The organism is Janthinobacterium sp. BJB304 (assembly GCF_002735765.1).
In the GTDB taxonomy this organism is placed as follows: domain Bacteria; phylum Pseudomonadota; class Gammaproteobacteria; order Burkholderiales; family Burkholderiaceae_D; genus Janthinobacterium.
The window spans coordinates 279,246-297,983 of the sequence record NZ_PDZN01000004.1; the positions used below are offsets into that span (position 1 = coordinate 279,246).

Consider the following 18,738-nt stretch of genomic DNA (forward strand, 5'->3'; position numbering starts at 1 on the left):
TGTCCTGCTGAAACGGCCATGCTTGGCTATACTTGCTTTCTTGCGTCGCGTCTTTAATTGAAATGAAGGATATCCATGACACCGCTTTCCGACTTCCCCATCACCCAAAAATGGCCTGCCCGGCACCCCGAGCGCCTGCAGCTGTACTCGCTGCCCACGCCGAACGGCATCAAGGTCTCGATCCTGCTGGAAGAGCTGGGCCTGGCGTACGAGCCGCACCTGGTCAGCTTCGAGCAAAACGACCAGCTGTCGCCCGCCTTCCTGTCCCTCAATCCGAACAACAAGATTCCCGCCATCCTCGACCCGGACGGTCCCGCTGGCCAGCCGCTGGCCCTGTTCGAGTCGGGCGCCATCCTGCTGTACCTGGCCGAAAAGACGGGCAAGTTCCTGCCGCAGGACGCGGGCCTGCGCTATGAAACCATCCAATGGCTGATGTTCCAGATGGGCGGTATCGGCCCCATGTTCGGCCAGGTGGGCTTCTTCCACAAATTCGCCGGCAAGGAATACGAAGACAAGCGTCCGCTCGAGCGCTACCTGGGCGAAGCGAAGCGTTTGCTGGGCGTGCTCGAGCAGCGCCTGCAGGGCCGCGACTGGATCATGGGCAGTCAGTACACGATTGCCGATATCGCCATCTTCCCGTGGGTGCGCTGCCTGGTGGGTTTCTATGGCGCGGGCGACCTGGTCGGTTTTGATAATTTCCCGAACGTGCGGCGTGCGCTGGATGCGTTCCTGGCCAGGCCAGCCGTTGCCAGGGGCGTGGATATTCCCAAGCGTGGTTAAAACAGGCGGCGGCCGGGCGGCGCTACAATGCGCCATCGGCCGCCCTGCGCGGCAGCTTTGATCTGAGACAATGAAATCCACCCGGCAAGATTTTCCCGGCGCGCACGGCCATGTGCTGGCGGCGCGCCTCGACGCGCCCGACGGCGCCATCCGCGCGTACGCGCTGTTCGCCCACTGTTTTACCTGCGGCAAGGATGTGCTGGCCGCGCGGCGCATCGCGCAAGGCTTGACGGAACACGGCATCGCCGTGCTGCGCTTCGACTTCACGGGACTGGGCGCCAGCGAGGGCGAGTTTGCCGCCACGAATTTCTCGTCGAATGTGGACGATTTGATCGCCGCCGCCGATTTCCTGCGGGCAAAACATGCTGCGCCGCAATTGCTGATCGGCCACAGCCTGGGCGGCGCCGCCGTGCTGGCGGCCGCCGCGCACGTGCCGGAAGCCACCGCCATTGCCACCCTGGCCGCGCCGAGCACGCCCGCCTACGTGACGCGCATGTTCAGCGAGCATCTGGAGCGAATCGCTGCCGAAGGCGAAGCGCTGGTGCAGCTGGAAGGGCGGCCCTTCCGCATCCGCCAGCAATTCGTCGACGACGCGGGCCGCCACAGTTTAAAGGAGCACATCGCCGGCCTGCGCCGCGCCCTGCTGGTGATGCACGCGCCGAACGACACGACGGTGAGCCTGTCGAACGCGATGGATATTTTTACTGCCGCGAAGCACCCGAAAAGCTTCGTCTCGCTCGACGACGCCGACCACTTATTGACGGGGCGCAATGATGCGGCCTATGTCGCCAACGTCATCGCCGCGTGGAGCGCGCGCTATTTATCGTAACGCAAGTAATCGATGGCTGGTGACTGCGGGTTTTTAAGGCCTGAAGTTGTATCACCCAAATATATGATTACTTGTTGCTGTCCTATTATTCATCCTCAGGCAGATCCAGCCATATTTGATACAAACCATTGTGCTTCAGGATGCGAGCACAGCATTCAAATACCGCGTATTCGTTCAGGTCGCCGGCGATGAGAGCAGCGTGGAAATCGCGGGCAATGTACTTGGACAGGTAGCCTGTGATATTGCCGGACATTTCTACCGATATCGCGCCATCGGGATGCCGACGCAGAAGGGCAGGCAGGCCGTTGTTGGCGAACTCTTCACCATAGGAAATGACACTTCGGGCTATTTGTTCCTGATGCGTAAATACTCCCGCCACTTCGATGCCGAATTTTCCAGTTCCCATAATGATGGGGATAATGTCATTGGCGATTGAGGCCTCATTGACAATGACAGGCGCGGTAAAAATTTCCGGTGTGTGTATAACGGGTACGCCGTTCTGCAACTGACTGTACCAATGCTCCTCGCTGAGAATGGCGAGTTCGCAACCTGATTCCTGATAGGCAATGGCCTTTTCTATTTTTCTGCCATGCGTCGAATGCAGCCAGTTCTCGTTGCCGGTGACACCCACCACCAGATAATTGAGTTTCTTGGTGATTCCATTGAGACAAATACCCCCACGTTGCTCGATTTGCGCTTGGCACCACGAGCGTGTGCCAGACTGGAATGTTCCGGTAAAACAGAAATATTTTCCTTGGAAAGTAACGGGAGAGTCGCTACTTAAAGGCAAGCGTGTACTGGTTTGTGCCGAGGGCTCATTTCTATCTGGAATGATTGCGCTACCGATGGTGTTTCTCAATAGGCTGAGTATTTCGACGGCATCGCTTGATTGCATGGCGCCTCCAGAAAGCGCAGCAGCCAGACGCGGATACAAGACTTTGGCTGGCCAGAGCATTGCCACCTTACGGTTGGCTTCCATCCAGGCCAACAGAAACTCTACTTCGTCTTGCGTGACCACGTTATCTGCAAGTACGCCTTTTATTATGCCGATGAGTTCGTCCACCTGGCGGTCAGCGACAGCTTGATGGCGAAATGCTGTTACGCATTGTGTGTTTTCTGAGGAAATAGCCAAGCTCCTTCATGAATTTGGATAATTGCGAGGATGCCTGGTGATTCTACTGTACCGGAATTGTCTTCCTATACATTTGATTTGTGTTGATTTGTGTTTTGGCTAAAAAAATGCCGCCTCTGCAAATACAGACGCGGCGTTTTGGCTGGAAAGAAATGCGAAGGCTCAGTCTTCGTCAAATTCGGCCGAAAGATCTTTCCAGCCCTTGCTGACGGCAAAGGCGGAAAACTCCTCGGGCGCTTCCAGGACGATCAGTTTCTTGTCTTGCAAGCCCAGGTCGCCGTGGCCGAAGTCGGGGCCCACGTAGCCGAGGCTGCGCAGGCGGGTCAGGATGTGGCCGACCAGGGTCTTGTCCTTGTAGGCGCCCGCTTCGAGCGGGGCGGCGAAATCGACGTAGACGTCGATGATGCCGTAGCCTTCGTCGAAGATGCGGATGGCCTTGATGTCATGGGCACGGCCGGAGCCGTCGGTGGCCTTGAAGGGGCCGCTGAGCTGGATGTCGGTGTCATTGTTCATGCCGCCAGCATACACCAAAAGCCGGCCCCGCATAGGGGGTGCGGCGCAAAATCGCCGGGCAATCTCCGCCTCAGCGCGCCTGCAGGATGGCCGACAGGCGGTCGCGCGTGCCGGCGATGCGTTCCAGTTGCGGGTAGCGCAAGCCGCCGTGGTAGTCGAGCGCTACCGTCTGGAATTGCTTGCCCTTTTTGACCAGCAAGTTGATCGGTTGCGGGCTCGTCTTGGCCGCCTGGATGGCCGCCTTCAGTAGCTTGGGCGTGTAAGCCGTGCCATTCACGGCGAGCAAGGTCGTGTTGCCGGACAAACCTGCCTGGAAGGCGGGGCCGTCCCACAGCAGCTTGCGCAGCTTGCCATCCTTGTCGATCGTCAAACCCAGCGAATAGCTCAGGTCCGTGCTCTTGCTGCGCTCTTCATTCGCTTTCAGGAAGGGCGTCGGCGTGTCGCGGTAGACGAGTTTCCAGCCGGCGCGGGCCAGGCCATCGAGCGGTGCGCCGGGGCCGTGGCTCTCCAGGCGCGTGCGCAAAAAGGCGGCCCAGTCGTGCGGCTGCACGGCGTTCAGGGCCGCCACCACGTCCTCGAAGGTGTAGGGCAGGGGCGTGGTGCTGCCATCCTGCATGCCAAAGAAACTGCGGGCGAAGTCGTCCAGCGAGCGGCGCTCGTGGGACAGTGCGCGGATGGTGGTGTCGACGTCGAGCCAGATCAGCGCGCCTTCCATATAGTAATCCTCGTCGCGCTGCCAGCTGCTCCAGGCTATGGGGCGCCGGCCATTGATGATGGGATCGTTCGTCGTATCCTGCATGGTGCGCCAGCTGCGCCCGGGCATCACGTCGTAATGGGCTGCCGTCGCGGCGAACAGGTCGCGCATATTGGCCGGCGCCACCAGGCCGGAACGGGCCGCCAGCACATTGCCCCAGTACTGCGTCTGGCCTTCGTAGACCCACAGCAGGCTGTTTTGCAGCGGCGTGTTGAAGTCCGGCGTGTCCTGACCGGCGGGACGGCGGAACTTGCCGTTCCACGAGTGCACCAGCTCGTGCGGCAGCAGCACGCGGCCCGCCTCGTTCTTGTCCCACTCGCTGAAATAGCCGGGCTTGACGCCGTTTTCGCTCGACTGCAGGTGTTCGCGGCCGATGCCGCCGAACTCGTCGCTCAAGGCCAGCAGGAAATCATAATGGCGGTAGTGGCGCGCACCGAACAATTTGTAGGCTTGCTGCAGCATGGTCCGGTGTTGTTCGACTTGCTGCGGCGACGCTTCCAGGCTGTCGGCGCTGTCGGCCATCACGTTCAGCAGCACGGGCACCCTGGCGCCAGGGTCGAGGTCGATGCGCTCGAAATGGCGTCCGGCAAAGACGGGCGAATCGACCAGGGTGTCGAGGTCCAGCGGCTCGAAATCGACTTGCTGGCTGGCCGGCGTGGCCGCCCGCGCGCGCACTTCCAGGGCGCTGGCAAATTCCCAGCCGGCCGGCAGGGTCAAGCTCGGTTGCACGAGAATGTCGCGCGCGGCGCGCCCGGCCGGATACAGGGTCATCGCATGCCATTGCACGCCCAGCATGGCGCTTGTCATGGTGATGCGGCCCTGGCTCGTGTCGACGGGCGAGAGGAGCTGGTATTGCGCTTCCACGGCCGTGGCGCCGGCCGGCACGTCGAGGTGAAAAGCGAACATATTGACGGGGTCGCGCCGCCACTCCAGGGGCGCGCCGTTGGCGGACAGGCGCAGGCCGGCCAGCTGGTTCAGCGGGCCGCTGGGGCCGTGGTTGCCCGGCACCCATTGCGGATACAGCAAAGTCAGCTTGCCGGGCGCGGCGGGAATGCTTGCGCGGATGCTGAACAGTTGCTGCGCCACGTTGCTGGCATCCACCTGCAGCACGATGGGGGCAGTAGTGGGCGAGGCGGCCTGGGCGCCAGTGAAAACGAGAAGCGAGAAGGACAGGGACAGGACGGCACGGGAATAGGGCATGGAGCGGGGCATGGGACGGGGCGGCGGCGGGAATGGCAAACGGGCAGTCTAGCATTCTGTAAAAATTTCTTACAAATTTGAGGCCGTCTGGGGCGTTTTACGCCAATTTCAAGGCCTTGAAAGGGACTGGAGAGGCCGTATATCGGTAACAGGTGGATGCTCATGGTGAGGTCCGCCCCTCTTATCGCTTCATTTGAAAAGGATATTTATCATGCGTACTTTTGACCTTGCTCCCCTGTACCGTTCCGCCATCGGCTTTGACCGCCTGGCACAGCTGCTCAACGAACAACGCGCCGATGCGCAACCGAGCTATCCGCCCTACAACATCGAACTGGTGTCGGAAGATAAATACCGCATCGTGATGGCATTGGCGGGCTTCTCGCGCGAAGAGATCGACATCATCACCGAACGCGACTCGCTGCACGTCACGGGCCGCAAGCAGAAAGATGGCGTCGAGCGCACGTTCTTGCACCGCGGCATCGCTGCCCGCGATTTCGAACAGCGTTTCCAGCTGGCCAACCACGTGAAGGTCACGGGCGCCACGTTTGAAAACGGCATGCTGACCATCGACCTGGTGCGCGAAGTGCCGGAAGCGCTGAAACCGCGCAAGATCGAGATCGGCAGCGGCAGCGACACCATCGCCGCCAACGTGAATGCGCTGGAACAGCGCCAGGCAGCCTGATCTGATCGCGGCGCCCCTCGGGCGCCCGGGCTAGCCTCTCCCATGCAGTAAAATACTGGCCGGTTAATCCGGCCAGTGTCACGTCCGGAGCCCGTTCGGGCTTCCATTGATTGTCACGCGGCACGCAAGATTAAACCCTGCTTAAAGGCGCAAATGCCTGTTTCCAAATAGAAAAATGTTAAGCACCGCCTAAGACTCGTGGCCCACTATTGCATACATCAAAATCTCATTGAATGAGGAGCAATTCATGGAACAGCAAACGAATACCGCATCCCTGAAAATCAAACGCACCGTAGCCGCGCTGGCCGCGATCGGTGTGCTGGGCGCCGGCGGCGGCATGGTGGTGCATCAGAACAATGCCGGCGCGAATGCCGCCGCTGCCGGCGCACCCGCCGCCCCCGTGGCTGCCGCCGTGGCGCCCGCCGCCAGCGCGCCGCTGGTGGCCTTGCCCGACTTTAGCCAGATCGCCGCGCGCAACAGCCCGGCCGTCGTCAATATCAGCGTCACGGGCAGCACCAAGGTGGCTTACGACCCATCGGCCCAGGCCGGCAATGACGATTTCGGCAACGACCCCTTCTTCGAATTCTTCCGCCGCTTCCAGGGGCCGCAAGGCGGACAGCGGGGCGGACGCGACGTGCCCACGCACGGCCTCGGTTCCGGCTTCATCGTCAGCCCCGACGGCGTCATCATGACCAACGCCCACGTGGTGCGCGATGCGCGCGAAGTGACCGTCAAGTTGAACGACCGCCGCGAATTCCGCGCCAAGGTGCTGGGCACGGATCCGAAGACCGATATTGCCGTGCTGAAGATCGACGCCAATAACCTGCCCGTCGTGCCGCTCGGCCATTCGAGCGACCTGAAAGTGGGTGAATGGGTGCTGGCCATCGGTTCGCCCTACGGCTTCGACAGCACGGTGACGGCCGGCGTCGTCAGCGCCAAGGGCCGTTCCCTGCCCGACGACAGCAATGTGCCGTTCATTCAGACGGACGTGGCGGTCAACCCCGGCAACTCGGGCGGCCCGCTGTTCAACACGCGCGGCGAAGTGGTCGGCATCAATTCGCAGATCTACAGCCAGACGGGCGGCTTCCAGGGCTTGTCGTTCGCTATCCCGATCGACCTGGCCGGCCGCATCAAGGACCAGATCGTCGCCACGGGCAAGGCCAGTCACGCCAAGCTGGGCGTGACGGTGCAGGAAGTCAACCAGGGCTTTGCCGACTCGTTCAAGCTGGCCACGCCGGAAGGCGCGTTGGTGGCCAACGTCGAACGGGGCAGCCCGGCCGACAAGGCGGGCCTGAAATCGGGCGACGTCGTGCGCAAAGTGAATGGCCAGCGCATCATCGGCTCGGCCGACTTGCCGGCGCTGGTGGGAACTTCCTTGCCAGGCGACAAGATCACCATGGATGTCTGGCGTGACGGCAAGATCGTCAGCCTGACGGCAACCCTGGGCAATGCGGCCGACAAGGTGGCCGAAGTGGCGAAGAGTGACAGCGCCGCCGGCAAGGTAAAGCTGGGCCTGGCCCTGCGTCCGTTACAATCGGATGAAAAACGCGAGGCGGGCATCAGCGCCGGCCTGCTGGTGGAAGACGCGGGCGGTGCCGCCGCGAATGCCGGAGTGCAGCCGGGCGACGTGCTATTGTCGGTCAATGGCCGTCCCGTCAACACGGTCGAGCAGGTGCGCGACGTGGTGGAGAAATCCGCCAAGTCGGTGGCCTTGCTGATACAGCGCGGCCCCGATAAGATATTCATTCCCGTGCGGCTGGGGTAAATACCGGGGTCAGACCCGCCGGGTCTGACCCCAGCCTTCCGCTATGGGGCAAATAAATAAAAAAGGAGCGGCCATGCGGCTATTGCTGGTAGAAGACGACACGATGATCGGCGAGGTGGTGCTCGACTTGCTGCGCGCCGAGCATTACGCGGTGGACTGGGTCAAGGATGGCGACATGGCCGATACGGCCCTGCAGACGCAGACCTATGACCTGGTGCTGCTGGACCTGGGCTTGCCGCGCAAGGATGGCCTCGACGTGCTGCGCTCGATGCGCTTGCGCAAGCTCGACACGCCGGTGCTGGTCGCCACGGCGCGCGACGCCATCGAGCAGCGCATCGCCGGCCTCGACGCGGGCGCCGACGATTACGTCCTGAAGCCGTATGACCTCGACGAACTGCTGGCGCGCATCCGCGCCCTGCTGCGGCGCGCCTCGGGACGGCCGGAACCGGTCTTCGAGCACCAAGGCGTCTCCATCAATCCGCTGACGCGCGAAGTGATCGCCGAAGGCCATCCCGTGAACCTGTCGGCGCGCGAATGGGCCGTGCTGGAAGCGTTGATCGCGCGCCCCGGCATCGTGCTGTCGCGCGCGCAGCTGGAAGAAAAGCTGTACAGCTGGAAAGATGAAGTCAACAGCAATGCCGTGGAAGTGTATATCCACGGCTTGCGCAAGAAGCTGGGCAGCGACTTGATCCAGAACGTGCGCGGCCTCGGCTACATGGTGCCCAAGGCATGAGGATGAAGGTCACGGTGACGCACTCGCTGCGCGGCCGCCTGCTGTGGTTTTTGCTGGCGGCCATCATCATGGCGGCCCTGGCGCAGGCGTCGATCGCCTACCGCAGCGCCCTGTACGACGCCGACCAGATTTTTGATTACCACATGCAGCAGATGGCCCTGTCGCTGCGCTCCGGCGCGCCGCTGGCCAACCACGCGCAAGCCTTGCCGGCCGACCCTGTCAACAACGACATGGTGGTGCAGGTGTGGACGCCGGACGGCGTGCAGGTGTTCCGCTCGATCACGCGCGCGGAACTGCCGCAGCGCGCCGTGCTGGGCTTTTCGAACGTGAAAGCCAACGGCACGACTTACCGCATCTTTTCCGTGCAAACCAGTTCCCAGACCGTGCAGATCGCCCAGGACATGGCCGTGCGCAAGCGCATGGCCGGCAGCCTGGCGCTGCGCACGGTGGGGCCGATTGCCCTGATGGCGCCTATCCTGATGCTCGTCGTCTGGTGGGTCGTCAGCGGTTCGCTGGCGCCCGTCTCGCGCGTGCGCAAGCAGGTGGCGGCGCGCCAGGCGGACGATCTGTCGCCCGTTTCCGAAGCGGGCTTGCCCGACGAAGTACGGCCCCTGGTGCATGAACTCAATCTTTTGTTCGGCCGCGTCAAAACGGCGTTCGACGCGCAGCAGCATTTCGTCGCCGACGCCGCGCATGAATTGCGCACGCCGCTGGCGGCATTGAAACTGCAGGTATTGAGCCTGGAACGGGCCGAATCGGAAGAAAAGCGCAGCCTGGCCATTTCCCGCGTGAGCGCCGGCATCGAGCGGGCCACGCGCCTGGTCGAGCAATTGCTGGTGCTGGCGCGCCAGGAAGCGAGCGCCGCCAGCGGCGACCAGCTGCAGGCGGTGGACTTGAACGACGTCGTCAAGCGCGCGCTGGGCGACATGGCCGGCATCGCGCAGGCACGCAAGATCGACCTGGGCCTGCACCACATGGATGCGGCCAAGGTGGCCGGACAGGCCGATGCGCTCAACATCATGTTGCGCAATCTGGTCGACAACGCCATCAAGTACACGCCGCAGGGCGGCACCGTCGACATCGACCTGCGCGCCAGCCCCGTCGGCGTGACGTTATCGGTGGAAGACAGCGGCCCCGGCATCCCGTCCGAGGAGCGCGAGCGCGTCTTCAGCCGCTTCTACCGCGTGCCTGGCACGGACGCCAACGGCAGCGGCCTGGGGCTGGCCATCATCAAGGCCATCGCCGAGCGCCATGGCGCGCGCCTGGTGCTCGACAAATCCGAGCGCCTGGGCGGCCTGTGCGTGCGCGTAGAATTCCCGCAAGCCGTGAAATGAGCGTTTTGATCATGATCTTTGGCATGTTGCATTGACGCGCGCGCCGTGGCCCTATATTGTCTGCGAAACAAGCAGAACCAGACCACGGAGCGCAGCATGCAGAGAATCGGATTTTCAGGAACCCTCGACCCCATCACCAACGGCCACATGTGGGTGATCGGCGAAGCGCGTTCGCTCGCCGACGAGGTGATCGTGTTCCTGTCGCAAAACCCCGCCAAGAAGCCGCAGTTCCCGGCCGAAGACCGCAAGCGCATCATCGAGCAGAGCGCGCGCGAGTGCGGCTGGGACAATGTGCAGGTGGTTATCGTCAAGGGCGACTACACGGCGCGCGCGGCGAAAAAACACGGCTGCGACTACCTGATCCGCGGCATCCGCACGACGGCCGATTTCGACTATGAAAACCTGATCCAGCAAACGAATGTGGACGTGCTGCAGGGCGCCAAGACGATCTTCGTCATGCCGCCGCGCGACCTCGGCTCCGTCAGCTCCAGCTTCGTCAAGGCGCTGGAAGGCCCCGTGGGCTGGAACTGGACCATGAAGAAATTCGTCCCCGGCCCGGCCTACCAGGCGTGGATACTCGACTGCCTGCGCAAGGAGTGGGAAGCGCTGTGGAATTACACGACTGCCTCGCAAGCGGACATCGCGCTGGCGGATCACTGGTTCGCCCACCTGACGGGGCCGCAGGCGTATGGCGGCGCGGACCGCCACTATCACAATCTCGACCACCTGGTGCACGGCCTGTCCGAAATCCGCGTGTGGGCAGACAATACCTATGCGCCCAAGCGCGACAGCGCGCTGGTCAAGAAAGCGTTCTGGTTCCACGACGCCGTCTACAGCCACGATGACGATGCCCTGTATTCCAGCGAAGAGGCGAGCGCCCAGCTGTGGCTGGCCAGCGGCCTCGATGCGGGCGACAACCTTGATGTGGCGCAATTGATACGCGTCACCGATCATTTCCAGGGACCGGGCATCAGCCACGCGCTGAAGGATGCCATGCTCAGCGCCGACCTGGCCATCCTGGGGCAGGATGACGAGGTGTACCAGGCCTACACGCAAGCCATCGGCCGCGAATACGCGCACGTGGACCCCGCGCGCTTCAACGAGCAGCGGAGCCTGGCGCTGCAGCATTTGTGCGGCAAGGCGCAGGCGGGCCAGCTGTTCGGCGATGCATACTTTGCCGACCAGTACAACGAACGGGCCATTGAAAACATGCAGAAGGAAATCGCGGCGCTGGCCGGCTGATGCTCGTCAGGGGCGGGCGGCGGCATGCGCCAGCGCATCGTCGAGCCGGTCGTTGCCCCAGAAGAGTTCGCCGCCGCTGAGGAAGCTGGGGGCGCCGAACAGGTTCAGCGCTTGTGCCTGCTCGGTCTGGCGGCGCAGGCGCAGCTTGTTGTCCTGTGTCAAAGCCAGCGCCAGGATGGCGTGTGCATCGAGGCCCAGTTCCTGCAAAGCCTCGCTGACGGCCGCGATATTGTCGATATCGCGGTCCGCGGCAAAATTCATCGTCATCATGCTGCGCGCAAAGGGCGCAATCCAGCCCTGGTCCGCGCCGATCAGCGCCACGCGCATGGGCAGCAGGGCCGTGCGGGGGAATGCGCTCGGTTGCCGCCATGGAAAGCCGTACTTTGCGCACTGGCGCGCCATGTCGCGCCACGTGTAGTCGCCCTTGATTTTTTGCAGGACGAAGGGCGACGTCTCCCAGCCCAGCGCCTTGAAGACGACGCCCAGCAGGAAGGGTTTCCAGATCACATGGACCTGCTTTTCGCGCGCCAGCGCTTCGATGCGCATGGCGCTCAGGTAGCTGTAGTTGCTGCCGAAATCAAACCAGAATTCCAGTGCGGCCATGGTATCGCTCCTGGGTCAGGCGGCAGCCGCCCTGGCGCGCGCCGCGTGCAGTTTCTTGAAGCTGTCGATCAGGCGCTGATGCCTGTCGAGGCCTTCCAGCTGCATGCTGGTCGGGGTCAGGCCGAAGAAACGCACGCTGCCATCTACCGAGCCCAGCACCGCGTCCATGCGTTCCTTGCCAAACATGCGGCGGAAATTGACGACGTAGTCGTCCAGCTCCAGCTCGTCATCGAGTTCCACTTCCAGCACCACGTTCAAGGCTTGATAGAACAGCTTGCGCTCGAGCGTGTTGTCGTTGTACTGCAGGAAGGTTTCCACCAATTCCTTCGCTTCCTCGAATTGCTGCAAGGCGAGATGAATCAGCAGCTTCAATTCCAGGGTCGTCAGCTGGCCCCACACCGTGTTTTCGTCAAACTCGATGCCGATCAGGGTGGCGATGTCGCCGTACTCGTCGAGCTCGCTGTTTTCCAGCCGGTCGAGCAAGTCTTCCAGGCTGGCATCGTCCAGCTTATGCAGGTTCAGGATGTCGGCGCGGAACAGCAGCGCCTTGTTGGTGTTGTCCCAGATCAAATCTTCGACCGGATACACCTCGGAATAACCGGGCACGAGGATGCGGCAGGCGGTGGCGCCCAGCTGGTCATACACGGCCGTGTACACTTCCTTGCCCATGTCGGCGAGGATGCCGAACAGGGTCGCCGCTTCCTCGGCATTCGAGTTCTCGCCGTGGCCGGAAAAATCCCATTCGACAAAATCGTAATCGGCCTTGGCGCTGAAAAAGCGCCACGAGACGATGCCGCTCGAATCGATGAAGTGTTCGACGAAGTTGTTCGGCTCGGTGACGGCTTCGCTGGCAAACGTCGGCTGCGGCAAGTCGTTCAAGCCTTCGAAACTGCGGCCCTGCAGCAATTCCGTCAGGCTGCGCTCGAGCGCCACTTCCAGGCTAGGGTGCGCGCCGAACGAGGCAAACACGCCGCCCGTGCGCGGGTTCATCAGGGTGACGCACATCACCGGGTACACGCCGCCCAGCGACGCATCTTTCACCAGCACGGGGAAACCCTGTTCTTCCAGCCCCTGTATGCCCGCCAGGATGCCCGGGTATTTCGCCAGCACTTCCTGCGGCACGTCGGGCAGGGCGATCTCGCCTTCGATGATTTCGCGCTTGACGGCCCGTTCGAAAATTTCAGACAGACATTGCACCTGGGCTTCGACCAAAGTATTGCCGGCGCTCATGCCATTGCTGACATACAGGTTTTCGATCAGGTTCGACGGGAAATACACGGTCTCGCCGTCGGACTGGCGCACGTATGGCAGCGAGCAGATGCCGCGCTCGGCATTGCCGGAATTGGTGTCGACCAGGTGCGAGCCGCGCAGCTCGCCATCGGCATCGTAGATGTCGAGGCAGTATGCATCGAGAATCTCCTTCGGCAGCGCATCCTTGCGGCCCGGCTTGAACCAGCGCTCGTTCTGGTAATGGACAAAATCCGCGTTGGCGATGTCCTCGCCCCAGAACGAACCGGCGTAGAAATGGTTGTTGCTGAGGCGCTCGATATACTCGCCCAGGGCCGACGCCAGCGCGCTTTCCTTGGTCGCGCCCTTGCCGTTGGTGAAACACATGGGCGAATGTGCATCGCGGATATGCAGCGACCAGACATTCGGAATGATGTTGCGCCACGAGGCGATTTCAATCTTGATGCCCAGGCCCGCCAGCAGGCCCGACATATTGGCGATGGTCTGTTCCAGCGGCAAATCCTTGCCGACGATATAGGTATTCGCGCCCGGCGCCGGATTCAGGGCCAGCAAGGCCTGGGCATCGGCGTCCAGGTTTTCGACTTCTTCAATGACGAACTCGGGGCCCGTCTGCACCACTTTTTTCACCGTGCAACGGTCGATCGAGCGCAGGATGCCCTGGCGGTCCTTGGCCGAGATATCGGCCGGCAGCTCGACCTGGATCTTGAAAATCTGCTGATAACGGTTTTCCGGATCGACGATATTGTTTTGCGACAGACGGATATTTTCCGTGGAAATATTGCGCGTATCGCAATACAACTTCACGAAGTACGCGGCGCACAGTGCCGACGATGCCAAAAAGTAATCGAACGGGCCAGGCGCCGAGCCATCGCCCTTGTAGCGGATGGGCTGGTCGGCGATGACCGTAAAATCGTCGAACTTGGCTTCGAGACGCAGCTTGTCGAGAAAGTTGACTTTAATTTCCATGAGGTAATCCAATACTGTGCTTATGAGTTAGGCGCTATTATCCGTGCTTTCCGCCGCAGGGCAAAGATTGTTCACCGTGGCCGTGCTGGCCGTGGCAATGAGGCGGACAGATAAATGTGCGAGGCGACCGGATTGAATATGCGAATAACACTGATGCGTCACGGCGAGCCCCGGCTCGCCAAGGGGCGCTGGATAGCGCCGATACATATGGGACAGTGGATTGAACGCTACAATCAATCGCTGATCAAAGAGAACGATATTCCTGCACAGTGTGCAGTGGCGGCGCTCTCCGCGTCGACCATCGTGGCAAGCACGGCATCGAGGGCAGGTTCGTCGGCCAGGGCACTGGGTGATTTACCTTTCATGCAAGAGGCGATTTTCTGTGAAGCCGCGCTGCCCTTTGCGCTCTGGAAAGCACCTCGTTTGCCGCCTGAAACCTGGGCAGTGATTTTTCGCCTGCTCTGGCTGTTCGGTTATGCGCGCGGGTCGGACTCGCTCACGATCACCGGGCTGCGCGCCAGGGCTGCCGCCGAGCGCCTTGTTGCGCTTGCGGCCCAGGGGCCTGTGCTGCTGGTCGGGCATGGCATCATGAATCGCCTGATCGGCAAGGAGTTGCAAGCATTGGGTTGGCTTGCCCGCAACAGGCAAGGCAGCCGGTACTGGAGCATGGGAGTCTATGAACTGTGAAAACTTGCGACGAATGTGGCAGCCGATACCGTGATGATGCCGGCAGCATGGCCAGCTTGTGTCCGGAATGCGCCTCGGTCATTTATGGCTTGCCAGGGTGTGAGCACGTGTTTGAGGCAGGCCGGTGCCGGAAATGCCTGTGGGACGGGCGGAAAAGTGCATTCGTGCGCAAGCTGGAGAAACCGGGGCGTTGATCGATACAATAGATGGGGATGTTGTCGAAACGCTTAGTCCTTCCCATGGCGAAGGTCAGCGTCCACAATAAGAATACAAGAGGTCATGCCTATGCAAATTTCCATGAATGATGTGATCACTGAGCAAGAAGTGATTGCCATCTACAAGGCCAATAACTGGTCGTCCGCAGAAAAACCGCAAGAACTGATGGCCGCGCTGCGCAATTCCCACAGCCTGGTGACGGCCCGCACAGATGGCAAACTGATTGGCATCGGCAATGCCATTTCCGATGGATATCTGGTTGTCTACTTCCCGCATATGCTCGTCGATCCGATGGCGCAAGGCCAGGGTGTCGGCAGGAGGATGATGGCGGCGATGCTGGAAAAATACTCGGGGTTTCACCAACAAATGCTGACAGCGGACGGCAAGGCCATCGCGTTCTACGAATCCGTGGGCTTCGTGCGCGCCGGGAAAACAGAACCCATGTGGATCTATGCAGGCGATGAGCATTGAATGGTGATGCCGACATAAAAAAAGCTATGTCACCGTCAAATGTGGGAACTCTCCCAGTGTTGCCTTCAATAATGTTTCTGAGGAGCGGATGCGCCCGGCGTCCAGTATCCAGCGCCAGCCCAGGTAATTCGGCAGGTAGCGCGTCGCCACGCCGTGAAAGGGGCGTAACCATGCCCGCAGGCGGCTGTGATACGCGTTGACGTTCTGCACGTGGGCGGCGCCCTGCACGCGGATGCCGGCACGCACATTGACGGCCTGGTGGCTGATGCCCGCTTCACGCGCGAAGGCGCGATAGGCAGCGTGGCCGTCGGTGACCAGCAAGATGTCCTTATCGATCACCGGCGGCAGGCAAGCATGCAGCTGCGCCTTGCTCAGCGCCCCTTTTCCCGCGACGAAATCGCGGGTTTGTCCCGTGCGGTCGCGCGCCACCAGGATGCAGACTTGTTCACTGGAAATGCCGCGCTTGTGGGCATGACCGCCACGGCGGCGCGCCGGACGCGTCAGATGCCGCGCGCCCTTTTCTGACTCCAGCACATACAGCTCGTCCGCTTCGGCGATGCCATGCAGGCAATGGGGCCGGTCCGTCTTGGCCAGGCTTAAAAACCGGTGGCGCCAGCGAAAAGCGGTGTTGCGGTGCACTCCCAGCTGGCTTGCCGCCTTGCGCACGGAAGCCGATGCGAGCAGGCAGTCGGCGTAGTCGAGCCACAAGGTCTTGTGGCGCAAGCGGGCCAGCGGCGTGCCGGTGAGCGCATTGAAGGTGCGCCCGCACGGCACGCAACGGTAGCGCTGCAGTCCATGCGCATGACCGTGCCGGTGCGCATGGCTGCTGTTGCAGGCGGGACAGTGTAACCGCTGCCGGGCCACGCTTTCGACCAGTGCCACGGCGGCGTTCTGCGATCCTGCCCCGCGCAGCAGAGCAGTGCTCGCCAAACGCTGGCGACGGTTCAGTGCGGCGAACTGGGCGATGAAGGTTTTCCATTCGGCTGGCTGCATGGATGGCTCCCGTTTGTCTGATATGTACAGTCAGACAGCCGGGGCTGGGGACGATTCCTTGAGTTCCCCTATTTGTCGGGGACAGAGCCTAAAAAAACAGCGGCTGCCCATGCCGGCGCAGCCGCTGTTTCTTCAGGTGGACACGGCGATCAGAACTTCACCCACAGCCGGCCGAAATACGAGGCGCCGTTCAGGCCGAATTGCACGCTGTCGTATTTGAAGCCGTTGTCCGTCTCGTCCGCGTTTTGCGTCGTGGGCTTGACGTTGAAGATGTTGTTGCCGCCAAAGGTCAGCTTGGTATTTTTATTGATGCTGTAGGTGAAGCTCAGGTCGGCCGAGGTCTTGGCCGCGTAGCGGGCGTTCGGTACGCCCTCGGCCGTGCCGCTGAAGGTGCCCAGGGTTTGCGGGCCAAAATAAATGATGCGCAGGTCCGACTCCAGCTTGCCCGTGATGTAGTCGAAGCCCAGGGTGGCTTTCGAACGGGGGCCGCCCTGTTCGATGAACAGGCGTTCGCGTTCGGACAGCAAGACATCCTCGAAGCCCGTCAGCGAGGCGGGCGTCTTGACTTTCGTCACTTCCGTTTTGCTCAAATTCAAGGCCAGGAAGGTGTTCAGGCGGTTGCCGGCGAATTCTCCCTTGTGCGAGGCCGTCAGGTCCAGGCCACGCGTGCGCGTGTCGATGGAGTTGACGAAGAATTGCGCTTCGCCCACGCCCAGCAGGGCCAGGCGCGCGGCCAGGTCCGGGTAGTTGTCGGCATTGAAGCGGCCCGACAGCACGATGCGGTCCTTGATCTTGATATTGTACAAGTCGGCCGTCACGGAAATGGCTTGCGTCGGCGTCCAGGTGGTGCCGAACGTAAAACTGGTGGATTTTTCCTCTTTCAGCTTGGGAATACCGGCCGCATTGGCGACGGTGCCACCGTTCGGCGCCAGCACCACGTCGGTAGGCACGCCGCCGATGAAGTCGGTGAAGGTGGACGAGAAATACACTTGTTGCAACGATGGCGCGCGGAAGCCCGTGCTGGCCGAGCCACGCAGCAGCACGTTGGGCGCCACTTTATAGCTGGCGGCCAGCTTGCCCGTCACGGTGGAGCCGAAATCGCTGAATTTTTCGTAGCGCAGGGCGGCCTGGGTTTTCAGGCGTTCCGTCCAGTCCAGTTCCACGTCGCCATACGCGGCGATGCTGTGGCGCTTGGCCTTGGTGGCGTCGCCGGGCTGGAAGCCGGGAAAGCCCTGGCTGCCCGCATTGCCGCCCACGCCCACGCCGTCGGCATCGATGTAGGAGTTCGGCTCGCCGGCCATGATCTTGTATTCTTCGCTGCGGTATTCGGCGCCGAAGGCCACGTTCATGCCGCTCAGTACCGTGTCGTAGTAGCGGCTGAAATCGGCGTTGCTGGTCAGCTGCTGGAACGAGAAGCCACCCGCGTCAAAGTTGCTGGCGCTGACGCCCTTGCCGCCATTCATCAGGTCGAGGTTGGCGATCGAGGCGTTCAGGGTATGGCTGATGTCGTAGCGCATCTTGTTGTAGCCATAGGTTTGCGAAAGGTCCGCATGCCATTCGCCGATCTGGCTGCGGTGGCCGATGGTGGCGTACTGGTCGTCGATCTTGCCGTTAATGAACGGTACGAAACCGTCCGGGTACATGGCGGCCGAATTGCGCGATGGAATGTCGTCGCTGCCGATGCCGCCCCGGCCGAACGCGGCGCTGGACGCGTCGCGCGTCTGCGCGCCGGCCGTGAAGTACAGCTTGCCCGTGCCGCTGGTGGCGTAGTCGCCATTGACGTACAGGGTCTTGTTCTTGGACTTGGTGTCGCCGATGATGCGCATGCTGTCCGCGTCGGCCCGGTTCGAGCGGCCCCGGTCCAGGTATTCGCCCGTGATGGCAAGCGTGCCCTTGTCGCCCAGCGCGATGCCGCAGTAGGCGGAGGTCATGTAATTCTTGCCGTCGCCTTCCGAGTACTGGCTGTAGCCGGCCACCGCTTCGCAGCCCAGGCTTTTCTTCAGTTCGATGTCGATCACGCCGGCAATGGCGTCCGAGCCGTACTGGGCGGCCGCGCCGTCGCGCAGCACTTGCACGTTCTTGATCGCCAGCAAAGGAATCGCATTCATGTCCGTGCCCGTGTTGCCGCGGTTGCGCGCACCGAACAGGTTGACCAGGGCCGTCGTGTGGCGCCGCTTGCCATTCACCAGCACCAGGGTCTGGTCGGAGCCGAGGCCGCGCAGGGCGGCCGAATCGATCAGGTCGGCCCCGTCGGCGCCCGTCTGGCGAGTGGAGTTGAACGAGGGCGAAATGTATTGCAGCGATTGCGCCAGATCAAACTGGCCGCCTTGCTCGGCCACCCGGGAAATGGGGATGATATCGACGGGCACCATGGTATCGGTGGCGGAGCTGGCGACCCGGCGCGAGCCGACCACACTGACCGTTTGCACGGGACCGTCCGTGGCGGCCGCTTCCGTGCTCTGGGCCATGGCGGCGGGACTGACGGCGGCCAGGGCGGCGCTGCCGTACAGGCTGATGAGGATGGCTTTACGCAAGGTGGTGAGGGTCGGCACGCAGTATCTCCAAGTGGCTGATGAGCAAGATTCGTGAC

Annotated in this window: 16 protein-coding genes; 9 read left to right on the plus strand and 7 right to left on the minus strand. The window is 61.9% G+C overall.

Annotated features, from left to right (window positions below):
* Positions 1 to 75: 75 nt before the first annotated feature.
* Together CSQ95_RS06955 and CSQ95_RS06960 are read left to right on the plus strand one after the other, a co-directional pair.
* A complete protein-coding gene (locus CSQ95_RS06955) occupies positions 76 to 780 on the plus strand; it encodes a glutathione S-transferase N-terminal domain-containing protein (protein ID WP_099408951.1) in 705 nt (234 codons plus the stop codon).
* 70 nt (positions 781 to 850) lie between these two features.
* Positions 851 to 1,609, plus strand: coding sequence for a S9 family peptidase (locus tag CSQ95_RS06960; RefSeq protein WP_099408952.1), 759 nt, complete (start codon positions 851 to 853; stop codon positions 1,607 to 1,609).
* Positions 1,610 to 1,694: 85 nt separating this feature from the next.
* Here the strand turns inward: CSQ95_RS06960 and CSQ95_RS06965 are convergent, their stop codons facing one another.
* From CSQ95_RS06965 to CSQ95_RS06975, 3 genes are all read right to left on the minus strand, one after another.
* A complete protein-coding gene (locus CSQ95_RS06965) occupies positions 1,695 to 2,741 on the minus strand; it encodes a BRCT domain-containing protein (protein WP_099408953.1) in 1,047 nt (348 codons plus the stop codon).
* A gap of 162 nt (positions 2,742 to 2,903) precedes the next feature.
* The gene (locus tag CSQ95_RS06970) at positions 2,904 to 3,254 is read right to left on the minus strand and encodes a hypothetical protein (protein ID WP_070221473.1); all 351 of its coding nucleotides are present in this window, start codon (positions 3,252 to 3,254) and stop codon (positions 2,904 to 2,906) included.
* A gap of 70 nt (positions 3,255 to 3,324) precedes the next feature.
* Entirely contained in the window at positions 3,325 to 5,208 is a 1,884-nt protein-coding gene (locus CSQ95_RS06975) for a M61 family metallopeptidase (protein ID WP_099408954.1), read from the minus strand.
* 211 nt (positions 5,209 to 5,419) lie between these two features.
* Between CSQ95_RS06975 and CSQ95_RS06980 the strand changes: the two genes are divergently transcribed.
* From CSQ95_RS06980 to coaD, 5 genes are all read left to right on the plus strand, one after another.
* Positions 5,420 to 5,890, plus strand: a complete 471-nt coding sequence (locus tag CSQ95_RS06980; protein ID WP_099408955.1) for an Hsp20 family protein — start codon at positions 5,420 to 5,422, stop codon at positions 5,888 to 5,890.
* 247 nt (positions 5,891 to 6,137) lie between these two features.
* Complete coding sequence (locus tag CSQ95_RS06985; protein ID WP_099408956.1) at positions 6,138 to 7,655, plus strand: Do family serine endopeptidase; 1,518 nt, start codon at positions 6,138 to 6,140, stop codon at positions 7,653 to 7,655.
* A gap of 73 nt (positions 7,656 to 7,728) precedes the next feature.
* Entirely contained in the window at positions 7,729 to 8,388 is a 660-nt protein-coding gene (locus CSQ95_RS06990) for a response regulator transcription factor (protein WP_034750756.1), read from the plus strand.
* A gap of 2 nt (positions 8,389 to 8,390) precedes the next feature.
* Complete coding sequence (locus CSQ95_RS06995; protein ID WP_099408957.1) at positions 8,391 to 9,722, plus strand: ATP-binding protein; 1,332 nt, start codon at positions 8,391 to 8,393, stop codon at positions 9,720 to 9,722.
* 96 nt (positions 9,723 to 9,818) lie between these two features.
* Positions 9,819 to 10,964 (plus strand): pantetheine-phosphate adenylyltransferase, encoded by a 1,146-nt coding sequence (gene coaD, locus CSQ95_RS07000; protein ID WP_099408958.1) that lies wholly within the window; start codon positions 9,819 to 9,821, stop codon positions 10,962 to 10,964.
* A 6-nt stretch (positions 10,965 to 10,970) separates the two neighbouring features.
* On the opposite strand, the gene CSQ95_RS07005 is transcribed toward coaD, so the two are convergent.
* Together CSQ95_RS07005 and CSQ95_RS07010 are read right to left on the minus strand one after the other, a co-directional pair.
* Complete coding sequence (locus tag CSQ95_RS07005; protein ID WP_099408959.1) at positions 10,971 to 11,567, minus strand: 2-hydroxychromene-2-carboxylate isomerase; 597 nt, start codon at positions 11,565 to 11,567, stop codon at positions 10,971 to 10,973.
* A gap of 15 nt (positions 11,568 to 11,582) precedes the next feature.
* Positions 11,583 to 13,781, minus strand: coding sequence for an OsmC domain/YcaO domain-containing protein (locus CSQ95_RS07010; protein ID WP_099408960.1), 2,199 nt, complete (start codon positions 13,779 to 13,781; stop codon positions 11,583 to 11,585).
* 114 nt (positions 13,782 to 13,895) lie between these two features.
* On the opposite strand from CSQ95_RS07010, the gene CSQ95_RS07015 reads away from it, so the two are divergent.
* Both CSQ95_RS07015 and CSQ95_RS07025 read left to right on the plus strand, forming a co-directional pair.
* The gene (locus CSQ95_RS07015) at positions 13,896 to 14,468 is read left to right on the plus strand and encodes a histidine phosphatase family protein (RefSeq protein ID WP_218963586.1); all 573 of its coding nucleotides are present in this window, start codon (positions 13,896 to 13,898) and stop codon (positions 14,466 to 14,468) included.
* Between the two features lie 297 nt (positions 14,469 to 14,765).
* Positions 14,766 to 15,155: a GNAT family N-acetyltransferase gene (locus tag CSQ95_RS07025; protein ID WP_218963587.1), complete on the plus strand. Its 390-nt coding sequence runs from the start codon at positions 14,766 to 14,768 to the stop codon at positions 15,153 to 15,155.
* Positions 15,156 to 15,179: 24 nt separating this feature from the next.
* Here CSQ95_RS07025 and CSQ95_RS07030 read toward each other — a convergent pair whose 3' ends face one another.
* A complete protein-coding gene (locus CSQ95_RS07030; protein WP_099408963.1) occupies positions 15,180 to 16,148 on the minus strand; it encodes an IS1595 family transposase in 969 nt (322 codons plus the stop codon).
* A 149-nt stretch (positions 16,149 to 16,297) separates the two neighbouring features.
* Positions 16,298 to 18,700: a TonB-dependent siderophore receptor gene (locus CSQ95_RS07035; RefSeq protein WP_099408964.1), complete on the minus strand. Its 2,403-nt coding sequence runs from the start codon at positions 18,698 to 18,700 to the stop codon at positions 16,298 to 16,300.
* Positions 18,701 to 18,738 lie beyond the last annotated feature (38 nt).

What these genes read in the sequence shown, in the direction of transcription:
- CSQ95_RS06955 (WP_099408951.1), top strand. Translation starts at nt 76, where the DNA reads ATGACACCGCTTTCCGACTTCCCCATCACCCAAAAATGGCCTGCCCGG.
- CSQ95_RS06960 (WP_099408952.1), top strand. Translation starts at nt 851, where the DNA reads ATGAAATCCACCCGGCAAGATTTTCCCGGCGCGCACGGCCATGTGCTG.
- CSQ95_RS06970 (WP_070221473.1), bottom strand. Translation starts at nt 3,254, where the DNA reads ATGAACAATGACACCGACATCCAGCTCAGCGGCCCCTTCAAGGCCACC.
- CSQ95_RS06975 (WP_099408954.1), bottom strand. Translation starts at nt 5,208, where the DNA reads ATGCCCTATTCCCGTGCCGTCCTGTCCCTGTCCTTCTCGCTTCTCGTT.
- CSQ95_RS06980 (WP_099408955.1), top strand. Translation starts at nt 5,420, where the DNA reads ATGCGTACTTTTGACCTTGCTCCCCTGTACCGTTCCGCCATCGGCTTT.
- CSQ95_RS06985 (WP_099408956.1), top strand. Translation starts at nt 6,138, where the DNA reads ATGGAACAGCAAACGAATACCGCATCCCTGAAAATCAAACGCACCGTA.
- CSQ95_RS06990 (WP_034750756.1), top strand. Translation starts at nt 7,729, where the DNA reads ATGCGGCTATTGCTGGTAGAAGACGACACGATGATCGGCGAGGTGGTG.
- CSQ95_RS06995 (WP_099408957.1), top strand. Translation starts at nt 8,391, where the DNA reads ATGAAGGTCACGGTGACGCACTCGCTGCGCGGCCGCCTGCTGTGGTTT.
- coaD (WP_099408958.1), top strand. Translation starts at nt 9,819, where the DNA reads ATGCAGAGAATCGGATTTTCAGGAACCCTCGACCCCATCACCAACGGC.
- CSQ95_RS07005 (WP_099408959.1), bottom strand. Translation starts at nt 11,567, where the DNA reads ATGGCCGCACTGGAATTCTGGTTTGATTTCGGCAGCAACTACAGCTAC.
- CSQ95_RS07010 (WP_099408960.1), bottom strand. Translation starts at nt 13,781, where the DNA reads ATGGAAATTAAAGTCAACTTTCTCGACAAGCTGCGTCTCGAAGCCAAG.
- CSQ95_RS07015 (WP_218963586.1), top strand. Translation starts at nt 13,896, where the DNA reads ATGTGCGAGGCGACCGGATTGAATATGCGAATAACACTGATGCGTCAC.
- CSQ95_RS07025 (WP_218963587.1), top strand. Translation starts at nt 14,766, where the DNA reads ATGAATGATGTGATCACTGAGCAAGAAGTGATTGCCATCTACAAGGCC.
- CSQ95_RS07030 (WP_099408963.1), bottom strand. Translation starts at nt 16,148, where the DNA reads ATGCAGCCAGCCGAATGGAAAACCTTCATCGCCCAGTTCGCCGCACTG.